The 19096-nt window shown below is 67.0% G+C and carries 17 protein-coding genes and 1 tRNA gene; 10 read left to right on the top strand and 8 right to left on the bottom strand.

The window, feature by feature from the left end; all coding sequences use genetic code 11:
* Positions 1-93 precede the first annotated feature (93 nt).
* Positions 94-1230 carry a DNA cytosine methyltransferase gene (locus AC2D80_RS09300; protein ID WP_484632736.1) on the top strand — a complete coding sequence of 379 codons (1137 nt, stop codon included), beginning with the start codon at positions 94-96 and terminating at the stop codon, positions 1228-1230.
* Positions 1224-2183, top strand: a complete 960-nt coding sequence (locus tag AC2D80_RS09295) for a hypothetical protein (RefSeq protein ID WP_484632735.1) — start codon at positions 1224-1226, stop codon at positions 2181-2183. Before AC2D80_RS09300 ends, AC2D80_RS09295 begins: the two co-directional genes overlap by 7 nt.
* Before the next feature lie 668 nt (positions 2184-2851).
* Here AC2D80_RS09295 and AC2D80_RS09290 read toward each other — a convergent pair.
* From AC2D80_RS09290 to AC2D80_RS09255, 8 genes are all read right to left on the bottom strand, one after another.
* A tRNA-Ser gene (locus AC2D80_RS09290) sits at positions 2852-2939 on the bottom strand.
* A 44-nt stretch (positions 2940-2983) separates the two neighbouring features.
* The gene (gene ureG / locus AC2D80_RS09285) at positions 2984-3649 is read right to left on the bottom strand and encodes an urease accessory protein UreG (protein ID WP_484632734.1); all 666 of its coding nucleotides are present in this window, start codon (positions 3647-3649) and stop codon (positions 2984-2986) included.
* A gap of 35 nt (positions 3650-3684) precedes the next feature.
* Positions 3685-4386, bottom strand: coding sequence for an urease accessory protein UreF (locus tag AC2D80_RS09280; RefSeq protein ID WP_484633316.1), 702 nt, complete (start codon positions 4384-4386; stop codon positions 3685-3687).
* Positions 4364-4954 (bottom strand): urease accessory protein UreE, encoded by a 591-nt coding sequence (gene ureE / locus AC2D80_RS09275; RefSeq protein WP_484632733.1) that lies wholly within the window; start codon positions 4952-4954, stop codon positions 4364-4366. The genes AC2D80_RS09280 and ureE overlap by 23 nt, the downstream gene beginning before the upstream one ends.
* An 11-nt stretch (positions 4955-4965) precedes the next feature.
* Entirely contained in the window at positions 4966-6684 is a 1719-nt protein-coding gene (gene ureC, locus AC2D80_RS09270) for an urease subunit alpha (RefSeq protein ID WP_484632732.1), read from the bottom strand.
* Positions 6685-6721: 37 nt separating this feature from the next.
* Positions 6722-7027 carry an urease subunit beta gene (locus tag AC2D80_RS09265; RefSeq protein WP_484632731.1) on the bottom strand — a complete coding sequence of 102 codons (306 nt, stop codon included), beginning with the start codon at positions 7025-7027 and terminating at the stop codon, positions 6722-6724.
* A gap of 5 nt (positions 7028-7032) precedes the next feature.
* The gene (locus AC2D80_RS09260; RefSeq protein WP_484632730.1) at positions 7033-7203 is read right to left on the bottom strand and encodes a hypothetical protein; all 171 of its coding nucleotides are present in this window, start codon (positions 7201-7203) and stop codon (positions 7033-7035) included.
* Positions 7204-7259: 56 nt separating this feature from the next.
* Positions 7260-7562 carry an urease subunit gamma gene (locus AC2D80_RS09255; protein ID WP_484632729.1) on the bottom strand — a complete coding sequence of 101 codons (303 nt, stop codon included), beginning with the start codon at positions 7560-7562 and terminating at the stop codon, positions 7260-7262.
* Positions 7563-7660: 98 nt separating this feature from the next.
* Here AC2D80_RS09255 and AC2D80_RS09250 point away from each other — a divergent pair, with 98 nt between their 5' ends.
* The 8 genes from AC2D80_RS09250 to urtE all read left to right on the top strand — a co-directional run bounded on the left by AC2D80_RS09250 (position 7661) and on the right by urtE (position 19082).
* Positions 7661-11176, top strand: coding sequence for a hybrid sensor histidine kinase/response regulator (locus tag AC2D80_RS09250; RefSeq protein WP_484632728.1), 3516 nt, complete (start codon positions 7661-7663; stop codon positions 11174-11176).
* Complete coding sequence (locus AC2D80_RS09245) at positions 11169-12176, top strand: response regulator (RefSeq protein ID WP_484632727.1); 1008 nt, start codon at positions 11169-11171, stop codon at positions 12174-12176. Before AC2D80_RS09250 ends, AC2D80_RS09245 begins: the two co-directional genes overlap by 8 nt.
* Before the next feature lie 81 nt (positions 12177-12257).
* Positions 12258-12902: a GNAT family N-acetyltransferase gene (locus AC2D80_RS09240; protein ID WP_484632726.1), complete on the top strand. Its 645-nt coding sequence runs from the start codon at positions 12258-12260 to the stop codon at positions 12900-12902.
* Between the two features lie 131 nt (positions 12903-13033).
* Complete coding sequence (gene urtA, locus AC2D80_RS09235; RefSeq protein WP_484632725.1) at positions 13034-14320, top strand: urea ABC transporter substrate-binding protein; 1287 nt, start codon at positions 13034-13036, stop codon at positions 14318-14320.
* A gap of 208 nt (positions 14321-14528) precedes the next feature.
* Entirely contained in the window at positions 14529-16127 is a 1599-nt protein-coding gene (gene urtB, locus AC2D80_RS09230; protein ID WP_484632724.1) for an urea ABC transporter permease subunit UrtB, read from the top strand.
* A 109-nt stretch (positions 16128-16236) separates the two neighbouring features.
* A complete protein-coding gene (urtC, locus tag AC2D80_RS09225) occupies positions 16237-17406 on the top strand; it encodes an urea ABC transporter permease subunit UrtC (protein WP_484632723.1) in 1170 nt (389 codons plus the stop codon).
* Entirely contained in the window at positions 17403-18278 is an 876-nt protein-coding gene (urtD, locus tag AC2D80_RS09220) for an urea ABC transporter ATP-binding protein UrtD (protein ID WP_484632722.1), read from the top strand. The genes urtC and urtD overlap by 4 nt, the downstream gene beginning before the upstream one ends.
* 105 nt (positions 18279-18383) lie before the next feature.
* Positions 18384-19082 (top strand): urea ABC transporter ATP-binding subunit UrtE, encoded by a 699-nt coding sequence (gene urtE / locus AC2D80_RS09215; RefSeq protein WP_484632721.1) that lies wholly within the window; start codon positions 18384-18386, stop codon positions 19080-19082.
* Positions 19083-19096: the final 14 nt, after the last annotated feature.

Raw genomic sequence — 19096 nt, 5'->3', positions numbered from 1 at the left:
ATTAGTGACGGTGTTGTGACTAAAGACGAAGTTCAGAAAAAGTATGCGATAGCCTAAGACTCGGTGCAGTCCTAGCTTTTTCGATCCCTGTCGATGCATGAAATGTCAAAAAAAAGAAATCAACCTACCGTAATTGATTTGTTTGCCGGCGCCGGTGGAATGACCGAGGGCCTAAAAAAAGCTGGGTTCAAATCTATCCTGGCAAACGAGTACGACTTGATGGCTGCTCGAACCTTCGAGTTTAACCATCCGAGTGTGCCTGTATTGGTAAAGGATATTCGCGAACTATCTGTCGAAGAGGTTCTGGAAAAGACGGGTCTCCGCGTTGGTGAGCTGTCTTTGATCGCGGGCGGTCCGCCTTGTCAAGGGTTTAGTTTAGCGGGGCCGAGACTTGATTGTGATCCGCGAAACCAGATGTTTAAGGAGTTTGTCAGGCTGGTGAATGGGCTCAAACCTGAGGCTTTTCTTTTCGAGAATGTCGCGGGAATTATGAGCATGTCCAAAGGTGCGGCTCTCAAGGCTATCGTTTCGGAATTTGAGTCGATTGGATACGGTTGTGAGTACAAGCTTGTGAATGCTGCTGATTACGGAGTGCCGCAAGCAAGGCCTCGATTTATCATGTTTGGGATTAGAAATGGTGGAAGGGTGGGTTTTCCAGACCCGACTCACGGTTCCAGTGACGCAATCTTCGATTTGTTTGCCCGAGATCTTAAGCCTCATGTAACGGTTTGGGATGCTTTGAGTGACCTTCCTGTAATACAGCAAGGAGAGGGCGATGAGGTAATGCACCACAGTGGGGAATATCACAACTCGTTTCAGGAGGAGCGGAAAGGCACTAGGCATCCAGGCTTTATATTCAATCATCGGGCTACAAGGCACAGCGAAGAAATCGTCGCTCGCTATGCGGCAATACCAGAGGGGGGCGATAACTCACAGGTACCGGAAGAACTTCGGACGAAAAAGATTAACGTTTTCAAGTTGCATAGCGCGAAACCGGCTAGAACTGTGACCTGCAATCACAGGACAGATTTGTTGCATCCGAAAGTTCCTCGCGGGACGACGGTAAGAGAGGCGGCACGGCTGCAGTCATTTGACGATGATTATCAATTTTTTGGTAATTTGACCCGGAAGGCCAAATATGTCACCCAAGATGATCAAGTTGGAAATGCAGTTCCCCCACTTTTGGCCAAGGCACTTGGCGAGCACCTCAAGAAGGCATTTAAATGGTGACCGGTAAAGATCAAAAACCAGGGAGTGGTTCCGTTAGCTCGGCCGGGCATGGTCTAGGTCAGTTAGTCGGAGACTGGTGGGAAAAGCAGGTCATACTACCTCTGCTAAGTGAGGTTGCGGAAGAATTGAACTTATTCTTGGATAACAGGGAGATTGTTCGCGATGCGAGTTGTCGAGCTGGAAAAATTCAATGGCAAGACAGCGATGGAAATCAGGTCGATTATGACTATGTTCTTGAATTGAATGGTTCCAAGAGCGCAAGAGGCGTTCCTGTTGCTTTTATTGAAAGTTTTTGGCGGCGTGGTTCGAGGCACTCCAGGGACAAAGCTCGGGATGATACAAATAAACTGTTGCCTATGCGTGCGACCTACCCGACTGCGCGATTTCTTGCAATCGCTGCGTGTGGTGAATTTTCTGATGGTGCCAAAAACTATGTGAAGTCTCGTGATGTTGAGCTCTTCTTTGTTGGCAAAGAAAAAATCGTGTCTGCATTCGAGGTAATTGGTGCGACGATTGACTATCCAGATGATTTGGCAGAGGGTGAAAAGCTGACACTTCTTGATGATTTGAAGCGTAAGTTGACGCCGGAGGCGGGGGTGCTGGTGGCAACCAGTCTGCGGGAAATTGCAGGTGCTAGTGCTTTCGCTTCCTTTAAGAGTCGGATTTTCAGTGCCCTAACTGCCTCTCCCCAAGAGATCAAAATTTACTCACTCAAGCGGTTTGGTCCATTGATATTCAGGACTATTGAGGAGGTGTCCGAATTTTTGAGTAGTGCCTCTCCCGAGTTTTCGACGGAGGGCGGTGCAACTCACTACGAGTATCGTGTGAGTTTCTCTGACGGCTCTGATTTTGTCAGAGAGCTGCACTCCCTTGAGGAAATTCGGACAGTCAATCGCAGTCTCCACGAACTGACGTCTCACATGGCGAATGTTCTGGCGAAAAAGAATTTTTAAATCAACGGAATTGTGAAGGTGCACGAAGGCCGCTCTGTCGATTTAGTTCCGACGGTTGTTGGGCTCAGTTGATGTCAAGTCATGACACGTTAGCTACATTGGCCAAGCGCCGTGATTCGCGTGCTTCAGGTAACAGAAGTTGTACTCGGCAGAGTCGGGGTGGGTGATGGAAGTTCAACAGAAGCATCCATTCCAAGGTGGCGATCGTTACATCGCCCCCTTGGCCTTCCTAATTTCACCGACTTGGTCTTGTTACTCCCACTAATGTTCCATTGGGGACGCACTCACCGATCAGGTAATGAGTTATGGGCATGTCGTCGAGGGTGTCTCCTAGAGTGGGCAAACAGGCTGCAAGAATGGCGTAAGGGCCACGACGGAAGTTCCGGCCACCTCTGCAGTCATCAGACGCTGCACACCCAAGATCGACGATGTGCCTCACTGAGCTTGAGCAAGTTGTTTCTGGCTTAGTCCGAGGCAGTTCGTGCGTCAGCAATCATCGAAACTTGCTGAGGAAGCTTGTCGACCGCTGACTAAATGAGCCGCTGCCTCCAATATCCAGCACGGTCGGTAGGCTGAATCGGTCAGTCTTGACCACTTTTGTTGTGGGCGGGTTTTTGGGCGGGTGGGCACAAAAAAGCGGCCCGGAGGCCGCTTGTTTCCTTATTATCTGGCGGAGACGGTGAGATTCGAACTCACGGACCCTTGCGGGTCGGCGGTTTTCAAGACCGCTGGATTAAACCACTCTCCCACGTCTCCGGAGGCCCGCATTCTACGGGCGCGGGCCGGCCGGGCGCGTGGGTTCAGGCGGTGGCCGGGGTGGTGAGCAGGCCGCGGGTTTCGATGAAGCGCACCACCTCGTCCAGGCCGCTGAGGGTCTTGAGGTTGGTCATCACCCAGGGGCGGCGCTGGGGGTCGGGGCGCATGCGGGCGGTGTCGGCGCGCATGACGTCGAGGTCGGCGCCGACGTGGGGCGCGAGGTCGGTCTTGTTGATCACGAACAGGTCGCTCTTGGTGATGCCGGGCCCGCCCTTGCGCGGAATCTTCTCGCCGGCGGCGACGTCGATGACGTAGATGGTGAGGTCGCTGAGTTCGGGGCTGAAGGTGGCGGCCAGGTTGTCGCCGCCGGACTCGATGAACACGACATCCGCGTCGGGGAAGGTGCCGAGCATGCGGTCGATGGCTTCGAGGTTGATGGAGGCGTCTTCGCGGATGGCGGTGTGCGGGCAGCCGCCGGTCTCCACGCCCATGATGCGTTCGGCCGGCAGGGCGCCGCTGACGGTGAGCAGGCGCTGGTCTTCCTTGGTGTAGATGTCGTTGGTGATGGCGACCAGGTCGTAGCGATCGCGCATGGCCTTGCAGAGCATTTCGAGCAGGGTGGTCTTGCCGGAGCCGACGGGGCCGCCGATGCCCACACGCAGCGGGGGCAGGGATTTGGTGCGGCCGGGGATGTGGTGCAGGGCGGTCATGGAGGGGAACGGGTCAGACAGGGGGCAGGAGCAGGTCAGGAGCGGAACAGGCGGGAGTACTGGGTTTCGTGGCGTGCGCTGTAGATGGCCAGACCGGGTGCGAAGGCCTGGCGCTCGTCATCGCCGAGGGCGAGGGCGGCGCTCACCGCGAGCGGGATCTCGGGCAGCAGCCGCGCCAAGGTGCGCTGGCCGGCGCCCTGGCCGAGCGGCACGGCCTTGAGCGCGGCTTGCACCAGGTTTTCTGCCCAGGCGAAGGCGTAGGTGGCGGTGCAGCGGGTGGGGTCGGCCTCGCTGGTGGCGGCCGCGGCCGCCCAGGCCAGCGGCCAGCTGGGGGGCTGCAGCGCCGCGCCGTCGAGGCGCGCCTGCACGGCAGCGCCGGCGGGACCGAGGCTGCGGGCCCAGGCCTGCAGGGAGTGACCCATCTGCTCGCATTGCAGCCGCAGTTCATGGGTCTCGCGGGTCTGCCAGACCCAGTCGTTGAGGGCGCGCAGTCGCGCGTGGTCGTCCGCGCGCCACGCGGGCACGGCCTGGGCCACGACCGCCAGCTCGCCGCGCGCGAGCACAAGGTGGAGCTGGTCAACCAGCCAGTCGGCGGCGCTGCCTTCGTCGTGCACCAGGCCGGCGTCCACCGCCGCCTCCAGACCTTCCGAATAGGAGAACCCGCCCACCGGCAGCGCCGGGGACGCCAGCCACAGCAGCGGAAGCCAGCCCGCGTCAGCCACCGTGGGGGTGGTCATGGGGGTGGTCAGGGACATGGTGGTGGCCGTTTGCGTGATCGTGGTCGTGGTGGTCATGACCATGACCATGGTCGTGTCCATGTCCATGTCCATGTCCATGTCCGTGATCGCCATAGGCACCGCCGGCGGGCTCGAACGGGGCGTTGAGCGCGGTGACGGTGAGGTGCATGGCACGCAGCATGTCGGCCAGCACGTGATCGGGCTCGATCTGCAGGTGGTCGGCTCGGAGTTCGACGGGCACGTGGCGGTTGCCCAGGTGGTAGGCCGCGCGCAGCAGGTCGAGCGCTTGCGTGGCCGCGGCGTGGTCCGGGCAGGCGCTGACGCGCAGCACCGGCTGCGCGGCGGCCACCACACGCACCAGCTCGCCGCCGGTGGTGAGCAGCGCGTCACCGCCGCGCAGCACCGTGCCGCGCGGCAGGAATACGGCGAGCGTGCGGCCGTCGCTCAGCGCCGCGTCGAAGCGGCTTTTCTGGCGGATGTCCCAGTCGAGTTCCACGGCGGGTGCCCGGCGCAGCAACACCGGCGCGAGTCCCCGCCCTTGTGCGATCAGCTTGGCGCTTTGCAGCATGCGGCCCCGCCTCAGAACAGGAAGTAACGCTGCGCCATCGGCAGCACGGTGGCGGGCTCGCAGGTCAGCAGTTCGCCGTCGGCGCGCACGCTGTAGGTCTGGGCGTCGATCTCCATGGCGGGCAGCCACGCGTTGTGCACCATGTCGCGCTTGGTCGCCTGCCGGCAGCCGCGCACCGCGGCCAGGGTTTTCTGCAAGCCGTAGCGCGCGCCCACACCGGCGGCCAGCGCGGCCTGCGACACGAAGGTCAGGCTGCCGCGCGCCAGCGCGCCACCGAGCGCCCCGAACTGCGGCCGGTAGTGCACCGGCTGCGGCGTGGGGATCGAGGCGTTGGGGTCGCCCATGGCGGCCAGCGCGATGCTGCCGCCCTTGATCACGAGGAAGGGCTTGACCCCGAAGAACGCGGGCTTCCAGATCACCAGATCGGCCCACTTGCCCACCGCCAGCGAGCCGACCTCGTGGGCGATGCCGTGGGCGATGGCCGGGTTGATCGTGTACTTGGCCACATAGCGCTTGACGCGGAAGTTGTCGTGGCGCGCGCTGTCCTCGGCCAGGGTGCCGCGCTGCAGCTTCATCTTGTGGGCGGTCTGCCAGGTGCGCAGGATCACTTCACCGACCCGGCCCATGGCCTGGCTGTCGCTGCTCATGATGCTGATCGCGCCGCGGTCGTGCAGGATGTCTTCGGCCGCGATGGTTTCCTTGCGGATGCGGCTTTCCGCGAAGGCCAGGTCTTCGGGGATGGCGGCGTCGAGGTGGTGACACACCATGAGCATGTCGACGTGTTCGTCGAGCGTGTTCACGGTGTAGGGCATGGTGGGGTTGGTGGAAGAGGGCAGGAAATTGGCCTCGCCGACCACGCGCAGGATGTCGGGCGCGTGGCCGCCGCCAGCGCCTTCGGTGTGGAAGGCGCACAGGGTGCGGCCCCGGGTGGCGGCGATGGTGTCTTCGACGAAGCCGGACTCGTTGAGCGTGTCGCTGTGGATCGCCACCTGGGTGTCGGTGGCCTCGGCCACGGCCAGGCACTGGTCGATGGCCGAGGGCGTGGTGCCCCAGTCTTCGTGCAGCTTCAGCCCGACCACGCCGGCCTCGATCTGCTCCATCAGGCCCTCGGGCCGGCTGGCGTTGCCCTTGCCGAGGAAGCCGATGTTCATGGGCAGGCCGTCGGCCGCCTGCAGCATGCGTTCGATGTGCCAGGGGCCGGGGGTGCAGGTGGTGGCGAAGGTGCCGGTGGCGGGCCCGGTGCCGCCGCCGAGCATGGTGGTGATGCCCGAGGCCAGCGCCTCGTCGACCTGCTGCGGGCAGATGAAATGGATGTGGCTGTCGATGCCGCCGGCGGTGACGATCATGCCCTCGGCCGCGATGATCTCGGTGCCCGGGCCGATGACGATGTCCACCCCCGGCTGCACGTCGGGGTTGCCGGCCTTGCCGATGGCGGCGATGCGTCCGTCCTTCAGGCCGATGTCGGCCTTGACGATGCCCCAGTGGTCGATGATCAGCGCGTTGGTCAGCACGGTGTCGACCGCGCCCTGCGCGCGCGAGCGCTGCGATTGCGCCATGCCGTCGCGGATGGTCTTGCCGCCGCCGAACTTGACCTCTTCGCCATAGCCGCCGGCGCCCAGCGTGAAGTCGCGCTCGACCTCCACGATCAGGTCGGTGTCGGCCAGGCGCACGCGGTCGCCCACGGTGGGGCCGAACATGTCGGCGTAGGCGCGGCGGTGGATCGTGGCCATCAGCGGGACTCCTGGACGTGGTGGGCGGACGGGGCGCTCACAGCGGCCCCTGCGTGAGACCACGGAAGCCGATCACCACGCGGTCGCCCGCGTAGTCGACCAGCTCGACGGTGCGCTGCTGGCCGGGCTCGAAGCGCACCGCGGTGCCGCTGGCGATGTTCAGCCGCATGCCGCGCGCCGCGGCGCGGTCGAAGGACAGCGCGGCGTTGGTCTCGGCGAAGTGGTAGTGCGAGCCGACCTGGATCGGCCGCGTCGCGGTGTTGTGGACCACGAGGGTGGTGGTGCGGCGGCCCGGGTTGAGCGGGTGCTCGCCGTCGTCGATCAGGGTTTCGCCGGGCGTCATGGCGTTCAGCGTCCGCGCGACGACCACCAGGCGGCCGCGGCCAGCGCCACGACGATCAACAGGCCCACGGTGTCGGTGGCGTGCCAGTGGGCGCCGCGCAGGCCGTGGCCCTCGTGGGCGAGCGCGAGGCCGGGCAGGGCCGACAGGGTGGCAAGGGACAGGGTGCGACGCTTCATGGGGGCTCCTCGGGGAACGGGGGTGGTGGCCGGGTGGCGCGGGGCGGCCGCGCGGGTCACGGAATGGGCTGGTGCACGGTGACCAGCTTGGTGCCGTCGGGGAAGGTGGCTTCCACCTGGATGTCGGGGATCATGTCCGCCACGCCGTCCATCACGTCGGCGCGGCTGAGCACGCTGCGCCCTTCGCTCATCAGCTGGGCCACCGTCTTGCCGTCGCGGGCGCCCTCCATCACCGCTGCGGTGATCAGGGCGATGGCCTCGGGGTGGTTGAGCTTGAGGCCGCGCGCGCGGCGCCGCTCGGCGAGCAGCGCAGCGGTGAAGATCAGCAGCTTGTCTTTCTCGCGCGGGGTCAGGTCCATGGGTCTCCATCCTCGGTGTGTAGGAGGGGGCAGCAAATCCCGTGCCGCCGGGGGCGGCGGCGGCGGAAATTGGCACGGAAGCTGCACGCCCCCCCGGTGTGTCTGCCGTCGTCCCACCCCCATCGCCCGATGCGCCCCAGCGCATCATCAAGGTGCGCCGCGACTACAACAGCTGGGTCGGCCGGGAGACGCTGGAAGACTATGCCCTGCGTTATACGCCGCAGCGCTTTCGCAAGTGGAGCGAGTGGCGCGTGGCCAACACCGCGTTTGGTGCGGCGTCCTTCCTGATCCTGGAGGCGCTGGGGGCGACGCTGCTGGTGCAGTACGGCTTCATCAACGCCGCGCTGGCCATCCTGGCCACCGGCCTGATCATCTTCCTCGCTGGCCTGCCCATCAGCACCTACGCCGCGCGCTACGGCGTGGACATGGACCTGCTCACCCGCGGCGCGGGCTTTGGCTACATCGGCTCGACCATCACCTCGCTGATCTACGCCTCCTTCACCTTCATCTTCTTTGCGCTGGAGGCCGCCGTGATGGCCTACGCCCTGGAACTGGCGCTGGACATCCCGCCGGCCTGGGGCTACCTGATCTGCGCCGTGGTCGTGATTCCGCTGGTGACCCACGGCGTGTCGGTGATCAGCCGGTTCCAGGTCTGGACCCAGCCGCTGTGGATCGTGATGATGGTGGTGCCCTTCGTGGCGGTGGCGTGGCACGCGCCCCACGTGTTCACCGAGGTGGTGCGTTACGGGGGCGAAAGCGGGGCGGGCTCGGCCTTCGACTGGCACCTTTTTGGTGCGGCGCTGACCGTCGGTATCGCCCTGATCACGCAAATGGGCGAGCAGGCCGACTACCTGCGCTTCATGCCCGCCCGCCAGCCGGGGCGGCCCTGGCGCTGGTGGGCTGGCGTGCTCGCGGGCGGGCCGGGCTGGGTGGTCCTGGGGGTGTTGAAGATGCTCGGCGGCGCCTTGCTGGCCTACCTCGCGCTGAGCCACGCGGTGCCGCCCGACCGCGCGGTCGATCCCAACCAGATGTACCTCGCGGCCTACGAGTTCGTGTTCGCGCACCAGGGCTGGGCGATCGCGGCCACGGCGCTGTTTGTGGTGGTGTCTCAGCTCAAGATCAACGTCACCAACGCCTACGCCGGCTCGCTGGCCTGGAGCAACTTCTTCTCGCGCCTGACCCACAGCCACCCGGGCCGCGTGGTGTGGGTGGTGTTCAACACCTTCATCGCCTTCTTGCTGATGGAGATGAACGTGTTCCAGGCGCTGGGCCAGGTGCTGGGCGTGTACTCCAACATCGCCATCGCCTGGATCATGGCCGTGGTGGCGGACCTGGTGATCAACAAGCCGCTGGGCTGGAGCCCGCCCGGCATCGAGTTCAAGCGCGCGCACCTGTACGACGTGAACCCGGTGGGCGTGGGAGCCATGGTGCTGGCGTCCAGCCTGTCGATCGCCGCCCACATGGGCTTCATGGGCCCGACGGCCGAGGCCTTCTCGGCGGTGATCGCCATGGTCACGGCGCTGGTCACGGCGCCGCTGATTGCCTGGGCCACGGGCGGGCGCTACTACATCGCCCGCGGCGCCGCCGCGTCCGACGCCCCGTCCACGGGCGCGGCGCGCGCCTGGCGGGGCTGGCGCCTGGCTGGTGAGCCCGGGCGGGTACACACCTGCGTGATCTGCGAGCGGCCCTACGAGGCACCCGACATGGCCCACTGCCCGGCCTACGGCGGCGCGATCTGTTCCCTGTGCTGCACGCTCGACGCCCGCTGCGGGGATCTCTGCAAGCCCCACGCCACGCTCTCGGCCCAGTGGGGCGCGGCGCTGCGGCGTGTGCTGCCCCGGCGCGTGTGGCCCTATCTCGATGCCGGGCTCGCCCACTACCTGCTGCTGATGCTGGTGATGGCGCCGCTGCTGGCCGCGGTGCTGGGCCTGCTGTACCGCCAGGAGGCGCAAAGCCTGCTGGCCAACCTCGGTCCGGCGGCCGGCGCCATCGACACCGCGCTGCGCGCGGGCTTCCTGCGGGTGTACGCGGTGTTGCTGCTGATTGGCGCCACCGTCGCCTGGTGGCTGGTGCTGGCTCACCAGAGCCGCGTGGTGGCGCAGGAAGAGTCCAACCGCCAGACCCGGCTGCTGCTGCAGGAGATCGAGTCCCACCGCCGCACCGACGAAGCCCTGCAGCAGGCCCGCCACGCCGCCGAGCAGGCCAACCAGGCCAAGACCCGCTACATCAGCACCATCAGCCACGAACTGCGCACACCGCTCAACAGCATCCTGGGCTACGCGCAGCTCCTGCAGGAAGACCCCGACCTCGCGCCACACCGTGCCCAGGCCATCCGCGTCATCAACCGCGGCGGCGAACACCTGCTCTCCCTGATCGAAGGCACGCTGGACATCGCCCGCATCGAGTCCGGCAAGCTGCGGCTGGAGATCCGGCCCATGGCCTTTGCCGACGCCGTGCGCGAGGCGGCCAGCCTGTTTGAGCTGCAGGCCCGCGCCAAGGGGCTGGACTTCCGCTTCGACGCGGCCACGCGGCTGCCCGAGGCGGTGCGCGCCGACGACAAGCGCGTGCGCCAGATTCTGATCAACCTGCTGGCCAACGCGGTGAAGTTCACCCGCCGCGGCCGGGTCATGCTGCGCGTGACCTACGCGCGCGAGATGGCGCAGTTTGAGGTGCACGACACCGGTCCGGGCATGACGCCGGCCGAGCTGGAGCGCGTGTTCGAGCCGTTCGCCCGGGGCGCCGCCGAGGGGCTGGAGCCGCTGGAGGCGGTGAACGGCACGGGGCTGGGCCTGACGATCGCCAAGATGCTGACCGACCTCATGGGCGGCGCGCTGACGGTGCGCAGCGTGCCCGGCGAAGGGTCGGTGTTCACCGTGCGCCTGTTCCTGCCCGAGCTCAGCGGCGGCGCGCCCGCGCGCGCCGGCGTGCCGAGCCCGGTGGGCTACGCCGGCGACCGGCGCCGGGTGATGGTGGTGGACAACGAAGAGGCCGACCGCGAACTGATCGCGCGCTGGCTGGTGCCTCTGGGCTTTGAGGTCATGCCCGCGCGCAGCGGCCTGGACGCGCTGGCCCAGCTGGATGGCCTGTCGCCCGATGCGCCCCAGGCGCCCCACGCGATCTTTCTCGACCTTGCGATGCCCGGCATCGACGGCTGGGAGACGTTGCGGCGGCTGCGCGCCCGCGGCTGGGGCGGTGTGCCCACCGCGATCGTCTCGGCCAACGCCTTCGACCGGGGTCTGCCCGGCGACATCGATCCCGACGCGCCTGCGGCCGTGCGCCACCGCCCGCAGGATTTCTTCGTCAAACCCGTGCGGCGGGACGACCTGCTCGCGTGGCTGGGAGCCCAGCTGGCGCTGCGCTGGATCAGCGGCGCGCCGGTGGTCCCGGTGCCCGCGGTGCCGGCGGCGGCACCGCCGGCCTGGCCCGCGCCCGAGGCCCTGAGCGGTCTGCTGGAGCTCGTGCGGCTCGGGTATCTCAAGGGCGTGGTGCAGTGGCTCGACGCCTGGGAGCGCCGCGAGCCTGCCCAGGCCACCCGCATTGAGCGGCTGCGCGCCCTGGCGCGCGAGTTCCGGTTCGACACGCTCGAAACCCTGCTGACCGAACGTCATGGCTGAGCACCCGCCTCCCCATCCCTTGTCCGCCGACGCCCCGGTGGTGCTGATCGTCGACGACGTGCCCGACAACCTCGGCGCGCTGCACGACGCGCTCGACGCCAGCGGCTACACCGTGCTGGTGGCGCTGGACGGCGAAAGCGCCCTGCGCCGCGCCGCGCAGGCCCGCCCCGACCTGATCCTGCTCGACGCGGTCATGCCGGGGCTGGACGGCTTCGAGGTGGCGCGGCGCCTCAAAGCCGATCCGGTCACCGCCCCCATTCCCATCGTGTTCATGACCGGCCTCACCGACACCGACCACCTCGTGCGGGCGCTGGATGCCGGCGGTGTGGACTACGTGACCAAGCCGCTCAAGCCGCGCGAGGTGATCGCGCGCATGGGCGTGCACCTGGCCCAGTCGCGCCACGCCCGCGAGGACGCGCGCGAGCGCCAGCAGGCGCGTCATGCGCTCGACGCCTTCGGCTACGCCAGCATCACCGTGCGCGCGCGCGACGGCCGCCTCATGTGGCAGACGCCGCTGGCGCGCAGCCTGCTGCGCCAGTACGGCGGTGGCGACGGCGTGACCGCGCCCGAGCCGGTGATGGCCTGGCTGCGCCGCCATCTCGACGACGCGCGGGCCTTGCGCGAACCGCCCCGCCTCACGCTCGATCAGGGTCCGCGCCGCCTGACGCTGCGCCTGCACCAGTGCGTGGACGACGAGGACAACCCCGCCGCCCAGACCGGGGGTGACTGGCTGATCGTGATGCAGGAAACCTCGGACGACGCGGTGCTCGGCGCCCTCGCTGAGGCCTTCGCGCTCACCGCGCGCGAGGCCGAGGTGCTGTACTGGGTCGTGCAAGGCAAGATCAACCGCGACATCGCCGACATCCTGGGCGCCAGCCCGGCCACGGTGAAGAAACACCTCGAACGCATCCACGCCAAGCTCGGCGTGGAGACCCGCACCGCGGCCGCGGCCATGGCGCTGCAGCGCGTGCCCGCGCTCACGCCGCACCCGAGCCACTGACCAGGCCGGTGGGCCGCGTGGCGCGGTCCCTGGGGCGTTCAGCGGATCGGCACCGACCGCGTGGCGCGGCAGCATGCGGCCATGTTTCACGCCCGCTCGCCCCGGGGCTTCCAACCCACCGCCCGCCCCACGGCCAGGGGGGATCCCGCCGCGGCTGACTGTTGGCTGGAGCCGCTGTCGCCGCACCACGCGACCGCGCTGGCCTGGCAGTACCGCGACCCCGCGATTGCCGAGCGCACGCTGCTGCCGCCGATGCACGGCCCCGATGCCGGCGCCGCGTGGGTGGCCGACCGGCTGAGGCAGCCGGTGCTGGGCTCGGTGCTGATGGCCCGGGGGTTGGGGCTGGTGGGTTATGCGGAATGGGTCACCGACGGTGAGGCCGGGTTTCTGTGCCTGTGGATCGGCACCGACTGGCAGGGTCGTGGTCTCGGGCGCCGGCTGGTGACGATGGCCTGCGATCGGGCCGCCCGGCAGGGCCTGCATCCCCTGTTCACCGCGGCGCTGGACGACAACCACCGCTCGCTGGCCGCGCTGCGCGCCGGCGGCTTCGCCGACTTGCCGCTGCGTGCCCTGCCACCGGACCACGACCGGGTGTTCCTCGTGCACGGCGAGCAGGCCCACCGGCCGGCCGCCGCGGTGCGGCGCCTCGTGTTGTTTTCCGACGCGATGCAGACCGGTCTGGCGTTTGCGCCACCGTGCGCCACATCGATGGCGCCGTCACGCTGATGGGGGACGTACGCCACCCGGCGTACATACGCCACCGCGGGGTCTCCCTAGAGTGCGCCTCAAGGTTGGGCAGGCCACTTGCGCCGCCCGACCGCCCGTCCCCCAACCCTGAGGAATCCTGGAGAAGCGCCATGACCCATTCCCTGAACCAACGCCGTTTCACGCTCAAGACCCTGGCCGCCGCGGCCACGGTCGCCTCGCTCGGTCTCACCGGCCTGAGCGCCCACGCGCAGTCGACCATCAAGGTCGGCATCCTGCACTCGCTGTCGGGCACGATGGCCATTTCCGAGACCGTGCTCAAGGACGTGGCCCTGATGACGATCGATGAGATCAACGCCAAGGGCGGCGTGCTGGGCAAGAAGCTCGAACCGGTGGTGGTCGACCCCGCGTCCAACTGGCCGCTGTTTGCCGAGAAGGCCAAGCAACTGATCGATCAGGACAAGGTGGCCGTGGTGTTCGGCTGCTGGACGTCGGTGTCGCGCAAGTCGGTGCTGCCGGTGTTTGAAGAGAAGAACTCGCTGCTGTTCTACCCGGTGCAGTACGAGGGCGAAGAACTCAGCAAGAACGTGTTCTACACGGGTGCCGCGCCCAACCAGCAGGCCATTCCCGCCGTGGAATACCTGATGAGCAAGGACGGCGGCAGTGCCAAGCGCTTCGTGCTGCTGGGCACCGACTACGTCTACCCGCGCACCACCAACAAGATCCTGCGCGCCTTCCTCAAGAGCAAGGGCGTGAGCGACGCCGACATCATGGAGGAGTACACGCCCTTCGGTCACAGCGACTACCAGACCATCATCGCCAAGATCAAGAAGTTCGCGGCCGAGGGCAAGAAGACCGCCGTGGTCTCCACGATCAACGGCGACTCCAACGTGCCGTTCTACAAGGAGCTCGGCAACCAAGGCCTGAAGGCGACCGACGTGCCGGTGGTGGCTTTCTCGGTGGGTGAGGAAGAGCTGCGCGGCGTGGACACCAAGCCGCTGGTCGGCCACCTGGCCGCCTGGAACTACTTCATGAGCATCAAGAGCCCGGCCAACACCGAGTTCGTCAAGAAGTGGAGCGACTACGCCAAGGCCAAGAACATCCCCGGCCACAAGGACAAGCCGCTGACCAACGACCCGATGGAAGCCACCTACATCGGCATCCACATGTGGAAGCAGGCGGTCGAGAAGGCCAAGAGCACCGACACCGACAAGGTGATCGCTGCGATGGCCGGCCAGACCTTCCCGGCGCCGGGCGGCTTCATGTCCACGATGGACAAGGAGAACCACCACCTGCACAAGCCGGTGTTCATCGGCGAGATCAAGGCCGACGGCCAGTTCAACGTGGTGTGGAAGACCAAGGGTCCGGTGGTGGCCGATCCGTGGAGCGACTACATCCCGGAAAACAAGGGCAAGAAGAACGTGCCTGACAAGAAATAAGCACCCCCGCGCGCCGTCGGCGCTCCCCCCTCTCCCGCCGCCGGCGGGAGAGGGGGGACACCTTGGGCCGGCGGAGCCGGACCCTCGGTGTCCCTGGGATGGCCGGGCTGGCGTTGGCCTGTGATGGTGGCGTTCTGATGACTGTTCTGTGGCTCCGGCTGTCCCCGGCATCGGGTGGGTTGCATTGGCTTGTGGTTGAGGAGTCTTGATGACTTTTTTTTGGCTCCGGCGGCTGTGTCTGGGGGTGATGCTCGCGGTGGGCATGGGCGCGGGGCATGCGCTGACGCCGGCCGACGCGCTGGCCGTGGCGCAGGGCGACAGCGACACGCGCATTGAGGCCATCAACCGCCTGGCGGCCGCGGCCGATCCGCAGGCAATTGCCCTGCTGCAGGCCCTGGCCGAGGGCTCGGTGCAGGTGCAGGGCGAACGCACGCTGATCGTCGGCGCCGACGGCACGCCGCGCGATGCGGTCACCGGGGCCGCGGTGACGCCCGACGGTTCGGCCGACGATGCGGTGGTCAACAACCGCCTGCGCGGCGCGCTCAACACCGCGCTGGCCGGCGCGGCCCTGTTTGGCGATGACGCCAAGGCGCAACGCGACGCCGCCACCGTGGTGCAGCGCGCCAGCGTGGACGATCCCGACCCCGCCCGTTTGCCCCTGATCGACCGGGCCTTGGCCTTGTCCACCCTGGATGCGACCGCGCGCGAGCGCCTCGAACTCGCGCGCGCCGCGCTGCAGCTCGCCAGCGCCGACCCCGCCGAGCGCATCGCCGCCGCGCAGGCGCTGGGCGCGGTGAGCCAGCCGGCGGTGCGGCCTTTGCTGGAGCAGGCGCGCGCCGCGGAGAGCGAGCCCGCGGTGCAGGCGGCGCTGAGTGCCGCGCTGGCCTCGCTGGAGCGGCGACTGGCGCTGGGCAGCGCCCTGGCCCAGGCCTTCAGCGGCATCAGCCTGGGCAGCATCCTGCTGCTGGCGGCGCTCGGTCTGGCGATCACCTACGGGCTGATGGGCGTGATCAACATGGCCCACGGCGAGCTGATCATGATCGGCGCTTACGCGACCTGGGGCGTGCAGGTGCTGTTCCAGCGCTTTCTGCCGGACTGGTTTGATGTCTACCTGCTGGCTGCGTTGCCGGTGGCCTTTGTCACCTCGGCCCTGGTCGGCGCGGCCATGGAGCGCAGCGTGATCCGGTTCCTGTATGGCCGGCCGCTGGAGACGCTGCTGGCCACCTGGGGCATCAGCCTGGTGCTGATGCAGTCAGTGCGCAGCCTGTTTGGCGCGCAGAACGTGAGCGTGGAGAACCCCGCCTGGATGAGCGGCAGCGTCACGCTCATGGGCAACCTCACGCTGCCCTGGAACCGGGTGGTGATCATCGCCTTCGCGATCGCCGTGCTGGCCGGCGTGGCCTTGCTGATCGCGCGCACGCGGCTGGGGCTGTTCGTGCGCGGGGTCACGCAGAACCGGCCGATCGCCGCCTGCATGGGCGTGAACACGGCGCGCATCGACACCTGGGCCTTCGCGCTGGGCTCCGGCATCGCCGGGCTCGCCGGCTGCGCGCTGAGCCAGATCGGCAACGTGGGGCCCGACCTCGGCCAAGCCTACATCGTCGACTCGTTCATGGTGGTCGTGCTCGGTGGGGTCGGCCAGCTCGCGGGGACGGTCTATGCCGCGCTCGGCCTGGGGGTGCTCAACAAGCTCATCGAGGGCTGGGCCGGCGCGGTGCTGGCCAAGATCGCGGTGCTGGTGTTCATCATCGTGTTCATCCAGAAGCGGCCCCAAGGCATCTTCGCCATGAAAGGACGGGAAGCGTGAACCACCCCCGTCGCTCCGCTGCGCCCTTCAAGTGGCAGTGCCTGCGGCCCGGCGGAGCCGGTTCCGCGGCACGTCCGACCATTCACTCCGCTCGCGAGGCTGGCCGCCCATGACCGCTGCTTCTGTTTCTCTTCCGGGGCCGCGTCCCTTGCTCACGCGCTCTGCCTTCAGCGGCGTGCTGGTGGCGCTGCTGGTGGTCTGCGCGGTGGCGCCGGTGCTGAATCTGGTGGTGCCCGAGGGCAGCCCGTTCCACCTGTCGGACTACATGGTGGGTCTGCTCGGCAAGATCATGTGCTACGCCATTTGCGCGCTGGCGATGGACCTGATCTGGGGCTACACCGGCATCCTGTCGCTGGGCCACGGGCTGTTCTTCGCCCTCGGCGGCTACGTGATGGGCATGTACCTGATGCGCCAGATCGGGCGCGACGGCAACTACCAGAGCGACCTGCCCGATTTCATGGTGTTCCTCGACTGGAAGGAACTGCCGTGGCACTGGGCGCTGTCCGACAGCTTTGTGGCCACGCTGGTGCTGATCGTGCTGGTGCCCGGGCTGGTGGCCTTCGTGTTTGGCTACTTCGCGTTCCGCTCGCGGATCAAGGGCGTGTACTTCTCCATCATCACGCAGGCCCTGACCTATGCGGCGCTGCTGCTGTTCTTCCGCAACGAAACCGGGCTGGGCGGCAACAACGGCTTTACCGATTTCAAGCGCATCCTGGGGCTGCCGCTGGCCACGCCCGGCATGCGCATGACCCTGTTTGTCATCACCGGCCTGACGCTGCTGGGCTTCTACCTGCTCGCGCGGTGGATCGTGGCCAGCAAGTTTGGCCGGGTGCTGCAGGCGATCCGCGACGCGGAGAGCCGGGTCATGTTCTGCGGCTACAACCCGCTGCCCTACAAACTCGCCATCTGGACGCTGTCGGCCGTGATGTGCGGCATCGCCGGGGCGCTGTATGTGCCGCAGGTCGGCATCATCAACCCCAGCGAGCTCAGCCCGGCCAACAGCATCGAGATCGCCATCTGGGCGGCGGTGGGCGGCCGGGCCACGCTGATCGGGCCGATCGTGGGCGCGTTTCTGGTCAACGGGGCCAAGAGCTGGCTCACCGTGGCGTTCCCCGAGGTGTGGCTGTATTGCCTGGGCGCGCTGTTCATCGCGGTCACGCTGTTCATGCCCCACGGGGTGGTCGGCCTGGCGCGCCAGTGGCGCCAGCGGCGCGCCGCGGTTCGCGCAGCGAGCGCACCCGCGCCGGCCAGTGCACCGCGCGAGGAGTCCGCTGCATGACACCCGATCTTCAACAGGACGGCGCGCAGCGCCACGAACGGGCTTTGGCCGCGGTCGCGCCAGGGGCCACCGAAAGCGGTGGGCGCACCGCGGGTTTTTCACGGCTGGTGCAGCCGGGCGAGGTGGATGTGGCCCATGGCCGCATCCTGTACCTGGACGATGTGCACGTGAGCTTCGACGGCTTCAAGGCCATCAACGGGCTGTCGCTGGACATTGCCCCGGGCGAGCTGCGCTGCATCATCGGCCCCAACGGCGCCGGCAAGACGACGATGATGGACATCATCACCGGCAAGACCCGGCCCGACCGCGGCAGCGTGTTCTTCGGCTCCACCATCGACCTGCTGCGCCACCGCGAGGCCGAAATCGCCGCGCTGGGCATCGGCCGCAAGTTCCAGAAGCCCACGGTGTTTGAGCAGCTCACCGTGTTCGAGAACCTGGAGCTGGCGCTGGCCACCGACAAGCGCGTGCGCCGCAGCCTGCGTTTCGCGCTCGACAGTGCTCAGCGCGACCGGGTGGCCGAGGTGTTGCAGACCATCCACCTCGCGGCGGCGGTCGATCGCCCGGCCGGCCTGCTCAGCCACGGTCAGAAGCAATGGCTGGAGATCGGCATGTTGCTGATGCAGGAGCCGCGGCTGCTGTTGCTCGATGAGCCGGTGGCGGGCATGACCGATGAGGAAACCGAGCGCACCGCCGAACTGTTCCTGCAACTCAAGGGCCGGCATTCGCTCATGGTGGTGGAGCACGACATGCATTTCGTGCGGGCCATCGCGGAGAAGGTGACGGTGCTGTGCGACGGCGCGGTGCTGGCCGAGGGCACGCTGGACGAGGTGCAGGCCGACGAGCGTGTGATCGAGGTGTATCTTGGACGATAGCCCCCCGCCGCGCTTCGCGCGACCCCCCACGGGGGGCAACACCAGCGGCCCGGCCAAGCCGGTCCCGCGGTGCTCCGGGCCAGTGAATGCAATAGGAATCCATCCATGAGCCTCCTGGAAGTCAAGGACGTCAACCAGTACTACGGCGGCAGCCACATCCTGCGCAACGTGGGCCTGAGCGCCGCGCTGGGCGAGGTCACGGTGGTGCTGGGGCGCAACGGCGTGGGCAAGACGACGCTGCTGAAGTCGCTGATGGGGCTGGTGCCGATCAAGAGCGGCAGCATCACGCTGGAGGGTGAAGCGATCCACGCGGCCACGCCCTACGAGCGGGCCCGCCGGGGCATTGGCTTCGTGCCCCAGGGGCGCGAGATCTTCGCGCGGCTGACGGTGCAGGAGAACCTGCAGATGGGACTGGCCACGAAGCCGGCCGGCACGCCGGTGCCGGCCGAGCTGTACGAGTTGTTTCCGGTGCTCAAGCAGATGCTGGGTCGCCGCGGGGGCGACCTCTCCGGCGGGCAGCAACAGCAGCTGGCGATTGCGCGCGCGCTGGCCGCGGGGCCGAAGCTGCTGATCCTGGACGAGCCGACCGAGGGCATCCAGCCCAACATCATCAAGGACATCGGCCGCGTGATCCGCCTCCTGGCCGATCGGGGCGACATGGCGATCGTGCTGGTCGAGCAGTACTACGACTTCGCTGAAGCGCTGGCCGACCAGTACGTGGTGCTGGAGCGCGGCGAGGTGATCGCGCGCGGGCCGGGGTCGGAGATGGCCGCGCGCGGGGTGCGCCAGCTGGTCGCGATCTGAGGACCGCGACCACG

The organism is Hydrogenophaga sp. T66 (genome assembly GCF_057219855.1).
This window is presented reverse-complemented; position numbering and strand designations above follow the sequence as displayed.